Annotated in this window: 21 protein-coding genes and 2 pseudogenes; 14 read left to right on the forward strand and 9 right to left on the reverse strand. The window is 69.9% G+C overall.

Annotated elements, in window-relative coordinates:
- Nucleotides 1–134: 134 nt before the first annotated feature.
- Nucleotides 135–446: a globin domain-containing protein gene (locus ACFY4A_RS37855; RefSeq protein ID WP_390833860.1), complete on the reverse strand. Its 312-nt coding sequence runs from the start codon at nucleotides 444–446 to the stop codon at nucleotides 135–137.
- 741 nt (nucleotides 447–1,187) lie between these two features.
- Between ACFY4A_RS37855 and ACFY4A_RS37860 the strand changes: the two genes are divergently transcribed.
- From ACFY4A_RS37860 to ACFY4A_RS37875, 4 genes are all read left to right on the forward strand, one after another.
- Nucleotides 1,188–1,619, forward strand: coding sequence for a hypothetical protein (locus ACFY4A_RS37860; RefSeq protein ID WP_390833861.1), 432 nt, complete (start codon nucleotides 1,188–1,190; stop codon nucleotides 1,617–1,619).
- 189 nt (nucleotides 1,620–1,808) lie between these two features.
- The gene (locus ACFY4A_RS37865) at nucleotides 1,809–3,002 is read left to right on the forward strand and encodes an acyltransferase family protein (protein ID WP_390833862.1); all 1,194 of its coding nucleotides are present in this window, start codon (nucleotides 1,809–1,811) and stop codon (nucleotides 3,000–3,002) included.
- A 65-nt stretch (nucleotides 3,003–3,067) separates the two neighbouring features.
- Entirely contained in the window at nucleotides 3,068–3,724 is a 657-nt protein-coding gene (locus ACFY4A_RS37870) for a maleylpyruvate isomerase N-terminal domain-containing protein (protein WP_390833880.1), read from the forward strand.
- Between the two features lie 82 nt (nucleotides 3,725–3,806).
- Complete coding sequence (locus tag ACFY4A_RS37875) at nucleotides 3,807–4,082, forward strand: class I SAM-dependent methyltransferase (protein WP_390833863.1); 276 nt, start codon at nucleotides 3,807–3,809, stop codon at nucleotides 4,080–4,082.
- A 54-nt stretch (nucleotides 4,083–4,136) separates the two neighbouring features.
- Here ACFY4A_RS37875 and ACFY4A_RS37880 read toward each other — a convergent pair whose 3' ends face one another.
- Nucleotides 4,137–4,298: a hypothetical protein gene (locus ACFY4A_RS37880; protein WP_390833864.1), complete on the reverse strand. Its 162-nt coding sequence runs from the start codon at nucleotides 4,296–4,298 to the stop codon at nucleotides 4,137–4,139.
- 308 nt (nucleotides 4,299–4,606) lie between these two features.
- Here ACFY4A_RS37880 and ACFY4A_RS37885 point away from each other — a divergent pair, with 308 nt between their 5' ends.
- On the forward strand, nucleotides 4,607–5,239 hold the full coding sequence (locus tag ACFY4A_RS37885; RefSeq protein WP_390833865.1) for a hypothetical protein: 633 nt from the start codon (nucleotides 4,607–4,609) through the stop codon (nucleotides 5,237–5,239).
- A 145-nt stretch (nucleotides 5,240–5,384) separates the two neighbouring features.
- The gene (locus ACFY4A_RS37890) at nucleotides 5,385–6,290 is read left to right on the forward strand and encodes a universal stress protein (RefSeq protein WP_390833866.1); all 906 of its coding nucleotides are present in this window, start codon (nucleotides 5,385–5,387) and stop codon (nucleotides 6,288–6,290) included.
- A gap of 21 nt (nucleotides 6,291–6,311) precedes the next feature.
- Here ACFY4A_RS37890 and ACFY4A_RS37895 read toward each other — a convergent pair whose 3' ends face one another.
- A complete protein-coding gene (locus ACFY4A_RS37895) occupies nucleotides 6,312–6,845 on the reverse strand; it encodes an HIT family protein (RefSeq protein WP_390833867.1) in 534 nt (177 codons plus the stop codon).
- A 141-nt stretch (nucleotides 6,846–6,986) separates the two neighbouring features.
- On the opposite strand from ACFY4A_RS37895, the pseudogene ACFY4A_RS37900 reads away from it, so the two are divergent.
- From ACFY4A_RS37900 to ACFY4A_RS37925, 6 genes and pseudogenes are all read left to right on the forward strand, one after another.
- Nucleotides 6,987–7,178, forward strand: a pseudogene (locus ACFY4A_RS37900) (histidine phosphatase family protein); the annotation flags it as partial.
- Nucleotides 7,179–7,339: 161 nt separating this feature from the next.
- Entirely contained in the window at nucleotides 7,340–7,957 is a 618-nt protein-coding gene (locus ACFY4A_RS37905) for a TOPRIM nucleotidyl transferase/hydrolase domain-containing protein (protein WP_390833868.1), read from the forward strand.
- 398 nt (nucleotides 7,958–8,355) lie between these two features.
- Nucleotides 8,356–9,258: a universal stress protein gene (locus tag ACFY4A_RS37910; protein WP_390833869.1), complete on the forward strand. Its 903-nt coding sequence runs from the start codon at nucleotides 8,356–8,358 to the stop codon at nucleotides 9,256–9,258.
- Nucleotides 9,259–9,393: 135 nt separating this feature from the next.
- Nucleotides 9,394–9,915 (forward strand): hypothetical protein, encoded by a 522-nt coding sequence (locus ACFY4A_RS37915; RefSeq protein WP_390833870.1) that lies wholly within the window; start codon nucleotides 9,394–9,396, stop codon nucleotides 9,913–9,915.
- A 151-nt stretch (nucleotides 9,916–10,066) separates the two neighbouring features.
- Nucleotides 10,067–10,729 carry a response regulator transcription factor gene (locus ACFY4A_RS37920; protein ID WP_390833871.1) on the forward strand — a complete coding sequence of 221 codons (663 nt, stop codon included), beginning with the start codon at nucleotides 10,067–10,069 and terminating at the stop codon, nucleotides 10,727–10,729.
- A complete protein-coding gene (locus ACFY4A_RS37925) occupies nucleotides 10,726–12,093 on the forward strand; it encodes a sensor histidine kinase (RefSeq protein WP_390833872.1) in 1,368 nt (455 codons plus the stop codon). Before ACFY4A_RS37920 ends, ACFY4A_RS37925 begins: the two co-directional genes overlap by 4 nt.
- Here ACFY4A_RS37925 and ACFY4A_RS37930 read toward each other — a convergent pair.
- From ACFY4A_RS37930 to ACFY4A_RS37940, 3 genes are all read right to left on the reverse strand, one after another.
- Nucleotides 12,074–12,388, reverse strand: a complete 315-nt coding sequence (locus ACFY4A_RS37930; protein ID WP_390833873.1) for a hypothetical protein — start codon at nucleotides 12,386–12,388, stop codon at nucleotides 12,074–12,076. The genes ACFY4A_RS37925 and ACFY4A_RS37930 overlap by 20 nt on opposite strands.
- Nucleotides 12,389–12,538: 150 nt before the next feature.
- The gene (locus tag ACFY4A_RS37935; RefSeq protein WP_390833874.1) at nucleotides 12,539–13,366 is read right to left on the reverse strand and encodes a hypothetical protein; all 828 of its coding nucleotides are present in this window, start codon (nucleotides 13,364–13,366) and stop codon (nucleotides 12,539–12,541) included.
- Nucleotides 13,367–13,510: 144 nt separating this feature from the next.
- Entirely contained in the window at nucleotides 13,511–14,161 is a 651-nt protein-coding gene (locus ACFY4A_RS37940) for a TetR/AcrR family transcriptional regulator (protein ID WP_390833875.1), read from the reverse strand.
- Between the two features lie 164 nt (nucleotides 14,162–14,325).
- On the opposite strand from ACFY4A_RS37940, the gene ACFY4A_RS37945 reads away from it, so the two are divergent.
- A complete protein-coding gene (locus tag ACFY4A_RS37945) occupies nucleotides 14,326–15,111 on the forward strand; it encodes an SDR family NAD(P)-dependent oxidoreductase (RefSeq protein WP_390833876.1) in 786 nt (261 codons plus the stop codon).
- Between the two features lie 56 nt (nucleotides 15,112–15,167).
- A complete protein-coding gene (locus ACFY4A_RS37950) occupies nucleotides 15,168–15,932 on the forward strand; it encodes a glucose 1-dehydrogenase (RefSeq protein WP_390833877.1) in 765 nt (254 codons plus the stop codon).
- Between the two features lie 6 nt (nucleotides 15,933–15,938).
- On the opposite strand, the gene ACFY4A_RS37955 is transcribed toward ACFY4A_RS37950, so the two are convergent.
- The 3 genes and pseudogenes from ACFY4A_RS37955 to ACFY4A_RS37965 all read right to left on the reverse strand — a co-directional run.
- Complete coding sequence (locus tag ACFY4A_RS37955) at nucleotides 15,939–16,205, reverse strand: GyrI-like domain-containing protein (protein ID WP_390833881.1); 267 nt, start codon at nucleotides 16,203–16,205, stop codon at nucleotides 15,939–15,941.
- Nucleotides 16,206–16,325: 120 nt separating this feature from the next.
- The gene (locus ACFY4A_RS37960; protein ID WP_390833878.1) at nucleotides 16,326–16,775 is read right to left on the reverse strand and encodes a DUF523 domain-containing protein; all 450 of its coding nucleotides are present in this window, start codon (nucleotides 16,773–16,775) and stop codon (nucleotides 16,326–16,328) included.
- Nucleotides 16,776–16,905: 130 nt separating this feature from the next.
- Nucleotides 16,906–17,023: pseudogene (locus ACFY4A_RS37965) on the reverse strand (adenylyl-sulfate kinase); the annotation flags it as partial.
- Between the last annotated feature and the right edge of the window lie 145 nt (nucleotides 17,024–17,168).

The raw sequence follows: 17,168 nt of genomic DNA on the forward strand, positions 1-17,168 counted from the left end.
GCGGCTCGTTGCGAGGAGCCGCCGGCGGCGGCTCAGCTCGAGGCGGCAGCGCCGGCCTCGAGCATGGTGTTGCTGATCAACCCGTAGACCGCCGCCCAGGACTCCTCGACGGCCGGTGTCCACGCATCGGCCCCTTAGTGGCGCAAGGTGGCGATCAGGCTGGCCCCCACGGCCGGGTAGTGCTCGGGCAGCACGCCGTATCCCGCGTGGCGGCGCCCCAGGTTCTCCAGCATGCCTATGAGCGTGTCGGTGTTCTCCAGGTTGGCGACCAGGGCACCCAGCGCCGCCCACAGGCGGTCGCGCTGCTCGTCGAGGTGAGCCGCGAACAGGGGGCGCACATCGGGATGGTGGGCGAACAGGTGGTCGTAGAAGTACGCGGTCACCTGCGTGCCATGAGGCTGAACAGCCGCGAAGCTGCCCCGGATCAGTGAGAGGTCTGCAGTCATGGCGGCCGACTGTAGCCAGAGGCGTGCGGACCGAACAAGTGGAGGGCTTTCTGTAATGAATTCGTCAAGTAGTTGTCCATACGGGTACACAAGCACGGCACCCGGCGGGCGTCCTGGCTCGGGGGAGTGCCCGTCGGGCCCCTGGTCAGCGGCTCTACGCATGCCCTGCCGGCGACCCGGAAGCTGAAGTTCCCACCTTCATAAGTTCGGTTCTGACATGCATTCGACTGGTTGGCCCGCCCACCGTGTCCGACGCCCTGCAGACACGATGGAAGGAACAGCGTCAGATGCAGCCGGCAAGAAGTCGCGGACGGCTCATGGCCGGCGGAGCGACTGCCATGCTTGTCGTCACCAGTCTGGTGACATCCGCTCATGCGAACCCCGACTCGGGCAACGGCAAGGACCTCAAGCCCTCCACCCCGTCTCCCGGGTCGCGCCCGCCCTCAGCCCGGCCGACGGGGAGTACCTCGAGGGCAGGAAGAAGCTGGCCAACGGCAAGCACACCATCGCCGCGAAGAACGCCTCCGGCGCACGGTCAAGCACATCGTGACGGTGAACAACGCCCCGGCCGGCGCACCCACGCCTGGTGCGGGGCGCCCAGACGGTCACCGCCACATCTCCGGCCTCCGGTGAGGCCGGTACCGAGTCCCTCACCGTCGACGGCAAGGAGCCCAAGGCCCGCGCCACGCTCGGCAACCGGCGCCGAGCAGCGTCCCGGCCGCGGACCAGAAGAAGGGCCATGTGGACACCCCGGTGCTCCGCTGGGAGGGCGTCATCGACCCCGAGTGCCTCGCCGGACTGCGGGCCTGGAACACCAGGACCCGGGCCTGGGACCTGCTGACCAGCGCCCGTGGCGCGGCCAGGGGCACGACCAGGCTCTCCGCGGTCGTCGACGACCGGTACATCGACCACCAGCAGGTCCACGTCATGGTGACCGGTGAGGACCCGTTCGCCGACGACATCGAGCCCGGCGCCCCCGACGCCTTCGCCGACCCGGCGGCCGGGAAGGCCGCCCAACTTGTGCTCATCGCCGTCCTCTTCCCCCTGCTGACCCTGGCCCGCCGGACGCCCGCGGCCCGCTGGGTGGCGGTCACGCTGACGACAGTCATCGTGACGATCAGCCTGTACTGGTTCCTGGACCGAATTCCGCTGCCGATCGGGCAGAGCTCCTGACCTGGGCGCCGCGGATCCGATGGGCCCCGCCTGAAGTCTTGGCGAACCCTTCGGGTCGGCTCGATGAGCATTTGGCAACTTCGGCTTACCCACCTGCACTTTTGTGGCGAGGGGTGGCCGAGAGGGCCGTAACGTGAGGCGTCCGTGATCATCCAGTCGTGAATTCTTCGTAAGGAGGGTTGGGCGCCGATGCGTGACGCGCAGGGCACATTGTCCGAACCCGCACCGGGGACCGTGGCCGGGACCGGCCGACTGCCACGGCCCGCCCGGCCGCGCGTGCCCGCCACCTCCGGACGGGCCCGCCCCCGCTTGTACGCCATAGACGCCATCCGCCTGATCGCCGCCCTGATGGTCGCCGTGCACCACTACGCGGGCACGCGCCGGGTCGACCAGCCGGGCAACGCGATATGGGACCGCCCCGTCTCCGACATCATGCCGACGGTGTTCCACTTCGCGACGTACGGCTGGATCGGTGTCGAGATCTTCTTCGTGATCAGCGGCTTCGTGATCTGCATGTCGTGCTGGGGCCGCACCCCTCGCCAGTTCTTCGTCTCGCGCGTGATCCGGCTCTACCCGGCGTACTGGTTCGCGATCGTGTTCACGACGGCCGTGCTGGTGGCCCTGCCGGGCGTCTGGGAGCGCCTGCGGCCGCGCGACGTCCTGCTCAACTTCACGATGCTGCAGTCCGGCTCGGGCGTGCAGAACGTCGACGGCGTCTACTGGACCCTGTGGGCGGAGCTCCGCTTCTACCTGCTCTTCCTGCTCGTGGTGGTCACCGGGCTGACGTACCGCAAGGTCGTCGTCTTCTGCTGTGTGTGGGGAGCCGCCGCGATGCTCGCGCCGGTGGCCTCCTTCCCCCTCCTCGATCTGCTCGCCGGGCCCGACGCCGCCTGGTACTTCATCGCCGGCCTCGCGCTCTACCTCATGCACCGCTTCGGCCAGGACCTGCTCCTGTGGGGCATCCTCGCCATGTCGTGGCTCATGGGCCAGCGGGAGCTGGGGCAGCGCATCGACGAGGTCGAGCACGTCTCCAGCTGGCGGGGCGCCGTGCTCCTCTACACCGTGTTCCTGCTCGTCATGATCGCCATCGCCCTCGGTCTGACCGACCGCATCCGCTGGAAGTGGCTGGTCACCGCCGGGAGCCTGACCTACCCGCTCTACCTGATGCACTACGCGGCCGGTACGGCGCTGATCAGCCGCCTGCGGGACACGATGGACGCACGGCTGCTGGTCGCCGTGCTGATCGCCGGCTTCCTGATGCTGAGCTACCTGGTCCACGGTTGCGTGGAGCGTCCCCTGGCAGGTGCGCTGAAGAGAGGCCTGGACACCTCGTTCGCCAGGATGCGGAACGCGGGGTGGGCCGAGCGGGATCGGCCAGCGTAGCAGCAGGTGATCATATGGACGCTGGTGTCTTGTCCGCCATTCCGGCCCCGGACTACCGTGCCGATGTGGATCTCTTCTCACGCTCGTGGACAGCGTTGCGCACGGCGGTCGCCGAGCTCCGGGACGAGGACTTCGGCCAGCCGTCCGGCTGTGCCGGCTGGCTCGTGCGGGACCTGGTGTGCCACCTGATCGTCGACGCACAAGACGTCCTGATCACCCTCGTGACCCCAGCCCAAACGGTACCGACCCGCGACGCGGTCACCTACTGGAACGTCGCGGACGCACCGCCGACCGGGGACGACCCGCTCGACGCGCTGATCGTCCGGCTGGCCGCCGCGTACGAGGAGCCGTGGCTGCTGAAGTTCCACCTCGACGACGTCGGCTCGGCCGCCGGTCGCGCCGCCGAACGCGCCGACCCGGGCCTGCGGGTCGGCACCCGCGGAGAGGTCCTCACCGCAGGCGACTACCTCTCCGCGTACGTCCTGGAGTGGACGCTGCACCACCTCGACCTCGTCGCCCACCTCCCTCACGTGCCGGAACCACCCGCGGAGGGGCTTGCCCGGTCACGCGAGATGCTGGAGAAGATCGCCGGCACGGCGTTCCCCGCGTCGTTCGCGGACAAGGACGCGTTGCTGGTCGGCACGGGACGGCGTGCCCCCACCGAAGAGGAGAAGTCCGAACTGGGCGAGCCGGCCGCGAAACTCCCGCTAGTCCTCGGATGACGGCCGGGGAATCCTGACGAGGGGTCATCGTCTGTATGGTCGGGGTCATGGCCGTCGATGAGGACGCTCTTCTGGCAGAACGATGGCCTGTTACAGGGCCGGTGCGGCCCAGTACGACAGGCCCTGTGCGGAACGTGAGGATCTGCGGGAGTTACTGTCCGCCGCCGATGGGCTCCCGATTGCCGGGGACGTGCTGGAACTGGCTTGCGGGACGGGTCAGTGGACCTCGGTGCTCGCAGCACGGGCGCGGTCGGTGACGGCTGTCGACGCGGCCGCCGAGGTGTTGGCCATCGCTCGGACGCGTGTCACATCCGGCAACGTCCGGTTCGTTCGCCGCCCCAAGGGAGTGCTCCCGTGACGCCGGGCGGGCGACCGCACACTCGTACACCGCGCGGTCGCACGCCGCGCAGCCTCAGCGCACCGGACCGAGGATCAGCCCTCCGACCACGATGTCCACGATCTCGTCGGCAAGCTGCCGCAAGTCGTCCGAGGACTGCCCTCGATCCGGTGGAACCACATGTCGACGGCATCGACGCTTGGCACTGTCGGCCTCGGCGCCGTCCGTGACCGCCATCCAGGACCTTCGCTCGCTCGGTGCTGTCCGGTGCACTGTTCACAGGGCGGTCCGCCCCCGTGGTGATACTCCCTAGTATTTGAGGTGGAGAACAGGGAGTAAGGCCGAGTCCTACGTGTGCATCCTGGTGACCGCGAAGGTCGGGGTGCGCACCTGGGCCGTTCATGGCGCACTCACCCAACTGGCCCCGTAGTGAGGACCTTCAGCCCAACGGTTGTGGCCCTTCGGCATCCGGCGGTGGGCGGCGCCCGCGACGAGAGTGAGGAGCGAAAGGACAAGGACCGGACACTCGCGAAGGGATCACTGCCATGGCCGTGGACGAGCACCCTCATCGGAGCCCGGGCTTCCATCTGCCGGTCTTCCGCCGGAACCGGACCGCCTCCGCCTCCGTGTCCGCCGCGTCGGCACCCCTCGACACGCACACCGCCGCTCAGGCGTACGCCCTCGCGTCCCTGCGCATCCTGACCGGTTTCGTCTTCCTGTGGGCGTTCCTGGACAAGGCCTTCGGCTTCGGTTACGCGACCGCTTCCGGCAAGGGCTGGATCGATGGCGGATCGCCGACGAAGGGCTTCCTCAGCTCCGTCGCCGCCGGGCCGATGGAGTCGACGTTCCACTCGTGGGCCGGCCAGACGTGGGCGGACTGGCTGTTCATGCTGGGCCTGCTCGCCATCGGCGCGGCCGCCATGACCGGTGTGGCGCTGCGGCCGGCCGCCGTGGCGGGCACGGCGATGATGGCGCTGATGTGGATCGCCGAGTGGCCACCGGCCAAGCACCTGTCGAACGGATCGCCAAGCATGTCGACGAATCCGTTCGCCGACTACCACGTGATCTACGCCGTTGCCCTGGTCGCCGTGGCGGCAGCGGGCGCGGGCGCCACCTGGGGCCTGGGCCGCCTGTGGGCGCGGCTGCCGGTCGTCCGCGACCACACCTGGCTGCGCTGAAACACCTACGGCGCGACGGCACCACGGCGCGACGGCCCCGCAACCCGCGGCCCGTCGCGCCGCCCCCCACCGGCCCTTCGACCCTGGTGAAGGACCGGCCCCTCCCGCACAGAACTCCCTGAAACGACACTGGAAGGTGAAGATCATGCCCCGCACCATCACCGTGGGTCTCGACGGTTCGCCCGAGAGCCGGGCCGCCGCCGAGTGGGCGGCCCGCGAGGCAGAGTTGCGCGGACTGGCGGTGAAGCTCGTCCAGGTCTGGGAGCCGGTACCGGAGCCCATGGCCCTGGCGCTGCTGCTGGGCGCCGACACCCACCAGCACTGGACCGAGAGGGTGCTGCGAGAGGCCGCCGATTCGCTCCGGTCGCGCCACCTCGGCGTCGAGGTGACCACCGAACACGTCACAGGACAGCCCGCCGAGGCCCTCCCCCGCGCGGCGCGGGACGCCGAACTGCTCGTCCTCGGCTCGCGCGGCCTTGGCGGGATCCGCGGCTTCCTGGTCGGCTCGGTCGGGCTCGCGGTGGTGGCGTCCACCGAGCGGCCCGTCGTCCTGGTCCGCGCCGGCGAGCGGGCCACCGACGAACCCGCGGTGGACGGGACCGGCGTCCCGTCCACCGCGGCCGCCATCCGTCCCGTCGTCCTGGGGCTCGACGCCGGCAGTCCCGACGCGGCACTGCTCGCGTTCGCCTTCGACGCCGCCGCGCGCCGGAACGTGCCGCTGCGTGTCGTACACGGCTGGAACCCGCCGCCCTACTACGCCTACGGCATGGCCCTGGAACCCGCGGTCGAGCGGGAGACGGCGAAGGCTGACGCCGCCGCCGTGACCGAGGTGCTGAGCCCCTGGCGACAGAAGTTTCCCGGCGTGGAGGTCGTCGAGCAGCCCCACTTCGGCAGCCCCTCGCTCCTCCTGATCGAGGCCTCCCGCGATGCCTCCCTGGTCGTCGTCGGGCGGCGTATCCGCCGGGCCTCCTTCGGCGCCCGCCTCGGCCCCGTGGCCCACGCGGTCCTGCACCACGCGGCTGCCCCCGTCGCAGTAGTCGCCCATGACTGACGCTCTCCTCGACCAGCATGGTCACACGCTTCCGGGTTCCTCCGGCATGCGAAGGACGCCCCGGGCGGCAATGGCCGCCCGGAGGCGCGCGGCCATTTCGGCCGCTTCCTGCGATGACACGGACAGGATCCCGCCCTCGGTCATCAGGGCGTGGAACTGCTGCTGCTCGTAGGGGACACCGGCCGGCAGGGCGGCGATGTGCCAGTGGAGGTGGGCGTTGCCCAGTTGACTGCCGAGGGAGTACAGGTACGTCCGCTCGGACGGGAAGACGCTCTCGACGGCCAGGGCGACCTCGCGGACGACCCGCATGAGCCGAAGGTAGGCCACCTCATCCAGGTCGCGGACGACATGCTCGATGTGTGCCTTCGGCGCGACGAGCACCTTCCCCCGCACGGTGGGCCACCGGTCGAGGAACGCCACGTGGTCCTGGTCCTCGAAGACCGTCTCGTGCCCGTAGTCCGGGTCCTGGGCCAGGAACGAGCAGACGAAGCACGGCCCGTTCCGCGTGTGGGCCGTGTATGCCTCAAGGTCCATGTGCTGCCGATCGGTTGACACCTGCACTCCTCTCCTCCGAATGCCTCAACGTGCTTGCGGCCACCCGACCGCGAAGCCCCGTTGACAGGGCCTGCGAGCGGAACCATCCCGCGGCCCTTCGGACAGCCGCGACGGAACCATGCACGAAGGGCCTGGCGTCCATCACACAACTTCCTCATCGGATGGCTGGTCCGAGCCGCCCTCGACGCACCCGGGTGGCGCTACCACGGCAACGCGGCCCTGATCATCCGATACGCCCCCGACAGGCCGTCCTCCGTACTCTTCTACAACGACATGCGGCACCCGTTCGCAGAACCGCGCTGGACCGGTTTCCCGCCCGAACTCCACATCTGACCAAGAAGGCACCGCTGACCCGGACTTGAGTGAGACGACCTTGTGGAATCCGTCTGACTCGCCTCATCGGGCGGCAGCTTCGGGTCCGACTGCTCACCGCCGATCGACGCACCCGCGGAAATTCCCTCGCGCTGTGGCCGGAACGGGCTGAGACTCGTCTCATGGCTGACATGGGTTCGTTCCGGGACGCGGTCACCGCGTGGGCGGCGGGTGGCCCCGGCGACCCCGCGCAGGAGCTGGCCGCGCGGCTGTGCGTCCGGACGGCCGTCCTGCTCGAAGGGCCGAGCGATGTCGCGGCGGTCAACGCGCTGGCAGAGAGCCGCGGCCGGAACCTGGCCGCCGAAGGGGTCTGCGTCCTGCCGATCGGCGGCGCGATGAGCGTCGGGCACTATGCCCGACTCCTCGGTTCACCTGGTCTGGATCTCCGCCTCACGGGACTGTGCGACGAGGCGGAGCGTTCCTACTACGCACGCGGCTTCGAACGGGTCAGTGCGGCACAGCAAGGCTTCTTCGTCTGCGCGGCGGATCTGGAAGACGAGCTCATCCGCGTGCTGGGCGTGACGCGGGTGGAGGAGCTCGTCCGGGCGGAAGGCGACCTGCGTGCCCTGCGGACCTTCCTGCGCCAGCCCGCACAGCAGGGCCGCGCCCCGCAGCAGCAGTTCAGGCGCTTCCTCGGAACGAAGAAGGGGCGCAAGATCCACTACGGCCGCGTTCTCGTAGAGGCCCTTGACCCCGACCGAGTCCCAGCCCCACTCGACGGCCTGCTCTCCAGCCTCTGACCGCTGGGCGACGTCGATCCCGGCAGAAACAACGCTCTGGAGCACGCGTAGTCGCACTCATGCGCCGTCACCGTCGGCTGGCGAGACGCCCGTGGGCGTGAGACGGTCTTGAGGGTGATGTCCAGGAAGTCTTCGGTCCAGCCGACGAGTTGTCCGGCGTAGGGAAGACGGCGCAGATCTGGCGGACACGGCGCGGACAATGGTGACACGGTTCACGACGGTCCGCCTCTCGCACAGGGGCAACCCGGCCTCGCGTCCCCTATCGTGGCGCCCCCTTCAGGACCGGCGCAGCGCAGGGGCCGAATGGGCCCGGGGGAGTCCTTGCGGCCCATACCCACCGAATGACCGCGGGAAGACACTGACAGTAACGAGCAGACCGAGCGCAGGAGGTGCGCGCCATGCTGTCGCCCGTCATCGTCGGAGTGGACGGATCTGCCGAGAGCCTCGCCGCCGTCGAGTGGGCCGCCCGTGAGGCGGTGCGTCGTGACCGACCGCTGCGACTGGTGCACGCCCGGAACTGGCAACGCCGTCAGACGGAGGGCGAACCCGCGAACACCGCGCAGCGGCATATGGCGCGCCGCACCTTGCGGCAGGCCGAGGAGCACATCCGTGGCTCCGTGCCCGACGTGCGCCTCACCGACGAGCAGGTCGAAGGCCCGGCGACCGCGGCCTTGCTGAGGGCCACCGAGCAGGCCGAACTGCTGGTGCTGGGCTCGCGAGGCCTCAGCGGCATCACCGGAGTCCTGGTCGGCTCGGTCGCCCAAGGGGTGGTCGCGACGGCCCCGCGCCCCGTGGTCCTCGTACGGGCGGGGGAGGAGGCCGAGGACGAGCACTTCCCGGCCGACGACGGCAGCCCGTCCACCCGCACCGGCTTCCGCGACGTGGTGCTCGGCATCGACCTCGCCGATGCCTGCGACGAGGTGATCGAGTTCGCGTTCGAGGCGGCCCGGCTGCGGCACGCCCGGCTGCGTGTCGTGTACGCCTGGCAGCCGCCTTCCGCGATCAGTCTCGGCCCGGGGGACATCGGTCTGATCAACGATCCCGGGCAGGCAGAGGAGTGGCGGGACTTCCTGTCCGCCGTGCTGAAGGTGTGGCGTGACAAGTATCCGGAGACCGAGGTCCTGGAGACCGTTGTGGCGGGCAAGGCCTCCACCGTGCTGGTCCGGGCCGCCTCCGCGGCCAGCCTCCTCGTCGTCGGCCGCCGCCTGTCCGAGCGGCCTACGGTTCCGCGCATCGGCCCCGTCACCCATGCCGCCGTCCATCACGTCCGTTGCCCGCTGGCCGTCGTACCCCACGAGTGAGGACCGCTGCCCCCGCTGCCAGTAGCCGATCTCGATCGCAGCCCTGCCGGCCGCCCTGGAAGCGCCCGCCCGCCCATCCCGGCGGGCCACAGCGTGCCCTGGCGCACCGCTGGCGCGCTGTTACTCTGCGTGCCCATGATAGGCGCCAACAGCGCAGATGCCGCTGAGGAGTTGTACGCCACCATCGAGGCCGACGCCGTGGGCACGCCGTACCGGATGCGCCGTGCGGAAGGGGGATTCGACCTGACTGTGGACGTCGACGTCCCGCAGTGGCGGGAACTGCTGACCCGCCGCCGGATCACCCAGGTGCACACCTACCGCGTCGCGCTGCGTCCGGAGAAGAAGATCTTCACGCTGACGGATGTCGTCCGCACCGTCGAGTACGAGGCGGGCCTGGGCGGAGTGCGGCTGGGAAAGACGGTGTCCGTCGGTCGGAGCGTGTACGTCACCACGCGCGGGACCTTGGACGGCTCCCGCTCCGAGCAGTACACCTTCTCGTCCGCCGAGGGGCACCGGCTGATCCGGGGCGCGGCCCGGAAGCTCAGCTGGCGTGAGGCTCATTCCGCCAGCGTGAAGATCGCCGCAGGCGTCGCAATCCTCGGCGGACTCGGCGCCCTCGCCGCGCTGATCGCCGTCGCCACCATCAAGTGGTTCTGACTGGCGTCCCCGACCCCGCGACCGGTGCCGTTACGCTGTCGGCGCGCTCCGTGACCATGGGTGGCCTCGAGCCTTGTCACTCTCGTCGTCTACAGTGCGGTAGACGGTCTACGAGGTTGTAGTCGAAAAGGGCACCGGAGAACGGAGGAGCATGCGCCGCAAGATCCTGGTCGTCGAAGACGACCACGCCCTGCGTGACGTCCTGCGCCGCAGCCTGTCCGACGAGGACTTCGACCCTGTCTGCGCCGCCGACGGCGCCACCGCCCTGCGCCTGGTCTCAGGGGACGTCTGCGCCGCCGTCCTCGACATCGGGCTGCCCGACGCGGACGGCCGGGACGTGTGCCAGGCGATGCGCGCCAACGGGTTTTGCGCCCCGATCGTCTTCCTCACCGCCCGGCACCAGCTCACCGACCGGCTGGCCGGGTTCTCCGCCGGAGGCGACGACTACCTGCCCAAACCGTTCCACCTCGCCGAGCTCGTCGCCCGGCTGCGAGCGGCCCTCAAACGCGCCGGGCCGACGCCCTCCGTAACGGCCGGAGAGCTGGTCCTGGACGCGGTCGAGCACAGCGTGACCGTGCGCGGAGCCCACGTCGCCATGTCCCCGACCGAGTTCCGCCTGCTGGCCGCCCTCGTCGCCGCGGGCGGAAGCATCGTCCGCCGCCGTGATCTGGTCCGGGCGGCCTGGCCGGAAGGCGCACAGGTCAGCGACAACACCCTGGACCAGTACCTGACGCGGTTGCGCCGCAAGCTGCGGACGGCCGGCAGCGGCCTGACCATCGGTACGGCCCGCGGGGTCGGACACCGGCTGTCATGAAGCGGCTTCTGCGCCGTCTGGCTCCGCGCACACTGCGCGGCCGGCTCTCGCTCGTGGCCCTGACCACCGCCGCGCTCCTGATGACCGTCCTGACCGTGGCCTTCAACGCTGTGACGAGTCGGCACCTGCAGCACCAGGCGGACGACGAGCTGCGGACCCGGGCCGCCGCCGTCGCCACGACCGTCGACACCAGTGGCCCCCGGGTACGCGTCGTGGAAACCGCCCACGACCAGCTGCTCGACGCGAACGTGTGGATCTACGCCGGGACACGGCTGCTCGAACAGCCGCCCTCCACCACGGCCCACAGCCCCCTGACCAGAGCCGCCGTGCAACTCGCGGCCGCGGGAAGGCGCGCCTGCGCGACCGTCCCTGCCGAGAACGTCCGGCTGTGCTCCCAGCCCGTGCCCGGCCACCACGCCGCCGCCACCGTGGTCACAGCGCTGAACCTCGCCCCCTACCGAAGCTCGGCCGACACCCTGCTGCTGGCTTCACTGGCCCTGGACGCCGTCATGCTCGCGTGCACCTACGCACTGACACGCCTGGCCGTCGGCAGAGCGCTGCGGCCGGTTCGCACGATGACCGACCAGGCCACCCAGTGGAGCGCCGTCGCCTCCGACGACCGCTTCGGAATTGCGGAACGGCCCGCCGAACTCGCCCGGCTCGGTGCCTCGCTGGACGCACTGCTGGACCGCATACGCGCGGTGCTGCGCCACGAGCGGCAGCTCACCGCTGAGCTGTCCCACGAACTACGCACCCCGCTCAGCCGCATCATCATCGAGCTCGACTGGTGGCGGTCCCGGCCGCGCTCCGCCGCTGAGACCCGAGCCACCCACGAGGTGATGGACGAGGCCGCGCAGTCCATGCGCACCATCTGCGACACCCTTCTGCACGAGGCACGCGAAAACGCGGTGAATCCCTCGGAGGTCCCCGGCACCGTGGAGGTCGTGCCCGTCCTGCGCGGCCTGATCCAGCACCTCGGAGCGCCGCCAGGGGTGAGGGCCACCGTCGAGGCGGCTGATCCGGACCTGAAGGCGGGGATCGCGCCCGCCCTGCTCGAGCGGATCGTCAGTCCGCTGCTGGCCAACGCCGCTCGGTACGCGCACTCCAGCGTGACCGTCGTCGTGCGTCGTGGACCCGCAGCCGTACGCATCGACGTCACCGACGACGGCCCCGGCGTACCCGCGACCTTTGCAGCCGAGCTCTTCCAGCCCGGACGACGCGCCGACCGTGCCGACGGACACGACGGCGCGGGACTGGGACTGCCGCTGGCCCGGCGCCTTGCCCGAGCCGTCGGCGGTGAGGTGTCCCACGACCCCCGATACGCGCCCGGGGCACGGTTCACCGTCAGCGTGCCGGCCGGCTGACCGCTTCCGCCTCGGTCGCCGAGGCGATGGTCCAGTAGCGGCGTGATCCCAGCTGGACCACCAGGGTCACCACGAAGATCAGAAACAGGGCGGTCGTGGTGAGGAAGCAGCCCGGCTTCAGGGTCTGCGCGAAGAGGTCGCCGGCCGTCTCCCTCAGGGTGGTCGCCGCGATCTTCATGATCCAGAACGCGAGGGTGACCTCGGGCAGTTTCTTCATCACCGACTTCGCCGTACCGGCCACCGGGCGGTGCGTGCCGGCGACGTCGAGGTCGGTGAGGACTTCGGGTCGCTCCATCGTCCGATGCTCCTGTCCGTCCAGCAGCGGGGCGCCCGTCCCGGAGGGACGAGCGCCTTGTCAGGATGAGCCGACCGCGAGGAAACGGCCGACGCTCCCACGATGTCAGGAACATCCTGAAAATAACCTGAACGTTCAGATTTGCCGGTTTCAGGCAGCCGTCCGTCGGGCACTTTGCTCCGGCTCGATCACGTCCCTGCGCGTCACCGACAGGTACACCACCAAACCGACGACGACCATCAGGAAGAGCGCACTGGTCACGACGGTGCCCAGTCCGAGACCGCCGTCTGCGCTCGGCTGGGAGAGATAGTCGCCGATCGAGGCACCCAGCGGACGGGTCAGGATGTAGGCGATCCAGAAACTCCACACGGCGTTCAGGCCGAGCGCGAAGTGAGCCACGGCAACCGCGGCGATCGCGAGCGCGAACAGCAGGGCGGAGAGCCAGTAGCCGAGGCTCATCCGCTCCGAGACGAGGTCGCCGGCGGCGGTGCCGAGGGCGAAGGTGAAGAGCACGGCCAGCCAGTAGAAGGATTCACGGCTCACGGTGTCGATGTGATGGATGGACAGGGTCCGCTCACGTCGGTACCAGACGGCGAACACGACCGCGAGGGCGACGGCGAACACCGTGGTGCTCGTCTCCAGCGGCACTCCCATGTTGTCGGTGAGGTTGTCGCTGATCAACGTGCCGACGACGCTGATCAGGGCCACGGCGAGCCAGTACACGCCCGCGCGGTAGGCGCGGGTGCGGAACTGCGCCACCAGCACCACGGTCAGCAGGGCACTCATCACAACCGACACACCGGTCAGACCGAGGCCGGCCTTCTCGTTCAGCAGGTCCGCCGCGGTCTCACCGACCGTCGTGCACAGCACCTTGATGATCCAGAAGTAGACGGTGACTTCGGGCACCTTGTTCCAGCTCATCCGGCGGCCGAGGCCGACCGCCGGTGTCGCAGTGGTTTCGGAGGCTTCGTAGGTCATGAGGCCGACCGTGCCACCGATTCCCTGAACGCTTCCTTTACGCGCTGTGCCGGGGCTTTCGGCCGTGGGCGTGTTCACGACCGGGGTGCGAGTGCCGCGCCGTCGCGGTTGCCGAGGCCTCACCGCCGACCACACACGAGCTCGTCACCGAGCCCCCTCGTCCCCGGACCCCAGCGAGCTTGTGGTGTGGCGGAATTGGCGCAGGCATCGGACCGCGAGGTCGGCGGGGGAGTCGGGGCCCTCGACTCCGGCCTCCGTGCCGGCCCACGTCTCCAGGGCGATCCGGATGGCGTCGGTGGCGGCGGCCGCGGTGAGCCGTACCTCCAAGTCCTCGGCACGTCCGTCCGAGAGCCGGGCGATCACCGGGACGAGTCGTTCCTCGGATTCCTGGTTGACCCGGTACCAGACCGCCCGCAGTGCGGGGTCCTCGGCCGCGGCCCGCAGTAGCCCACGCGTGTGCAGCAGCGCCTGAGTGGCCTCCTCGTCCGGTGGGAGCAGCACCTGCTCGACCGCGGACTCCAGTGCCCGGGGGAGTGGCGTCCCCGGCTCCGTGGCCTCCAGGAGTGCCCGCCAGCGGTCGCCGCCGATCGCGAGCAGTGGGCTCACGGCGTCCTCTTTGGAGCGGAAATAGCGGTAGAAGGTCCGCAGCGCGATCCCCGCACGGTGAGCGATCTCCTCGGCCGTCGTGCCCTGCGGGCCGCGCGTGGCGAACAGCTCCATCGCCGCGTGCGCGATCTCCAGCTGCGTGGCGGCCTTGCGGCGCTCGGTCAAGGAGGGGGACGAGTGAGTGCTCACCGCACAAGGATACGGCCTGCGCCATGCTTTTGGCATGTATTGCCGTAGTGGCAAAACGTGTCACCGAGGCGTAACGTGTATGGCGATCGAGGGCGCCGCAGGCGAGAGAGAGCCCGCGTCACAAGGCCCTGGCCGGACATCCGCGGGGCCGGTTTGGAGAACACATGAACCGCTACGAAGGCCGTCGAGTCCTGATCACCGGTGGTGGCTCGGGCATCGGTCAGGCCACCGTGCTGCGCATCCTCGCTGAGGGCGGCACCGTCGTGGCCGCGGACGTCAGCGAGCGAGGTCTGAACGACACGGTCGAGAAGGCCGGTGTCCACGCGGACCGCCTCACGACGCTCGTCATCGACATAGCCGACGAGACCTCGGTGCGCGCCGGGGTCGCCGCCGCCGTCACCGCACTCGGCGGTCTGGACGTGCTGGTCAACGCGGCCGGGATCCTGCGCTCCTCGCACACCCACGAGACGAGCCTCGAGGACTTCACCCGCATCCTTCAGGTCAACCTCGTCGGCACCTTCCTCATGATCCGCGAGTCCATCCCGGCGCTGCTGGAGGGCCGGGGCGCGGCGGTCATCAACTTCAGTTCGACCTCCGCGATGTTCGCGCACCCCTACATGGCCGCGTATGCGGCGAGCAAGGGTGGCATCCAGTCCATGACGCACGCGCTCGCCAGCGAGTACGCGAAGCAGGGCATCCGCTTCACCGCTGTCCAGCCCGGCTCCATCTCCTCCGGCATGACCGACGGCAGCGGTGCCAGCAAGCAGAGCATGGGACCGGGGTTGCCCGAGGACGCCGACATGAGCCTGTTCATGAAGCTCTCCCCGGCGCTCGGCCAGGGCTTCGCCGGTCCCGAGACGGTGGCGTCCGTGGTCGCGATGCTCGGCTCCGACGACGGCAGCTTCATCACCGGCACCGAGGTCCGCATCGACGGCGGCACCCACTTCTGAGGACGGCGCCCGCCGGCGCCCGTCCCGCATGGATGACAGCAGCGAAGGAGCGAACGATGAACGAGCTGACCGGCAAGAGCGTGATCATCACCGGCGGAGCCCGCGGCCTGGGGGCCGAAGCGGCCCGCCAGGCGATCGCGGCCGGAGCCAATGTGGTGATCACCGATGTGCTGAACGACGAAGGCAAGGCCACCGCCGCCGAGCTCGGCGCCAACGCCCGCTTCCTGCGCCACGACGTCACCTCTGAGGAGGACTGGCAGCGGGTCGCCGACTTCACGGTCGCTGAGTTCGGCGGGATCCACGGCCTCGTCAACAACGCCGGAATCTCGACCGGGCAGCTCCTGGAGTCCGAGTCCGTGGAGCACTTCCGCAAGGTGCTCGACATCAACCTCACCGGTGTCTTCATCGGCATGAAGACCGTGATCCCCGCGATGAAGGAGAACGGTGGCGGTTCAATCGTCAACATCTCCTCCGCCGCAGGTCTGATGGGCCTCGCGCTGACGGCTGGCTACGGCGCCTCCAAGTGGGGCGTGCGGGGGCTGACGAAGATCGGCGCGGTGGAGCTGGGCACGGCCCGCATCCGGGTGAACTCGGTGCACCCCGGCATGACGTACACACCGATGACCGCATCCGTCGGCATCGAGCAGGGCGAGGGCAAGTACCCGAACACGCCGATGGGCCGGGTCGGCGAGCCGTTCGAGATCGCGGGTGCCGTGGTGTACCTGCTCTCGGACGCCGCGTCCTACGTCACGGGCGCGGAACTGGCAGTGGACGGCGGCTGGACCTCCGGACCGACCGTCAAGTACGTCATGGGGCAGTGAAGTCCGTCATGCCGGTTCGACGGGGAGCCACAGCTCGCAGGTCGAGGTGCTGAAGTCGTCCGCTCGCTCGAGGACCGTGACGATCGAGGGACCCGGCCGCAGACGCCACGGGTTGGAGGGAAACCACTCGGTCGCGGTCGCGGTCCAGGTCGTCTGGAGGGCCTGCGGATACGGTCCGGCACCGCGGAAGATCGCCCACATGCCGGCCGGTACCTCGATGGCGTCGAGGTCGTCGGGGGCCGGCGTGTCCCGGGAGACGGCGCCCCCGTGCAGATAGGTCGGTTCGCTGAGGCCGGGCCGGCCCTCCTCTCACATCACCGGACATGCGGGCCCGGATGAAATCAGCGCGGATGCGTGGCGGTTGGACGTCGGAGATGCGCCGTTCGTGCGGACTCACACTCCGGGCGCGGGTCGTACGGCGATCCCGTTCCGCTCGAGCAGCGCTGCCGTGACCCCGTCTCCCGGCACCAACTTCCCGGCGAACGACCCGTCGTACACCGCACCGCGTCCGCAGGAGGGACTGCGCGGCATCAACAGTGCCTCGGTGCAGCCTGCGTTACGCGCCGCCGCGAGGGCGCGTCGTGCTCCGTCCACGAATTCCGCCGTCACGTCAAGCCCGGTGTCGTCGACGACCCGCGCCGCACCGTCGAGCACGTCGTGCCCGTCGCCGCCCACCAGTTCCGCAGGCCGCCGCGGGGTCGGGAGCCCGCCCGCGACCTCCGGGCAGAAGAGGACGACTTCGCGGCCGCCCGCTGCCTCCTCGATCTCCGATGACACCTTGTGACGCCCGTCGAACCGGCACGGCACCCCACGCAGGCACGCACTGACCAGGATCGCTTCCATGCCGCCAGGCTAACCGCGGCGGCATGCTCGTCCGGTGGCGCCCACCTCGCTGCTGAGTGTGTGCGGAGAGTGGTTGAACCGCCTTCAGCCGGAGGAGTCAGAACGTTCGACAAGGAGCAGGGCGGGGCCTGCGGTTGACGTCGCCGTCGATCGCGACGACCGGGGCACCCGAAGTGCGCCAGGTGGCGCGAGAAGAGGGCCGGCAGGGTGGTCTTGCCGCTGCCACCCTTACCAGCGAAGGCAACGCGCTGGTGCCGCGCGGTGGTGTCACATCACTCGCATCCCGACTCGAAGGGGCACTAGGGCGTGTTTCGAAAGTAGCGCCGTCCGCCCGGAGGGCGGGCCCCGCGGCGTCTGGTGCGGTGCATCGCAAGGCGGAGGGTCGTCCGCGTA

Origin of the sequence: Streptomyces sp. NPDC001292, from assembly GCF_042896465.1 — a bacterium.
GTDB lineage: Bacteria > Actinomycetota > Actinomycetes > Streptomycetales > Streptomycetaceae > Streptomyces.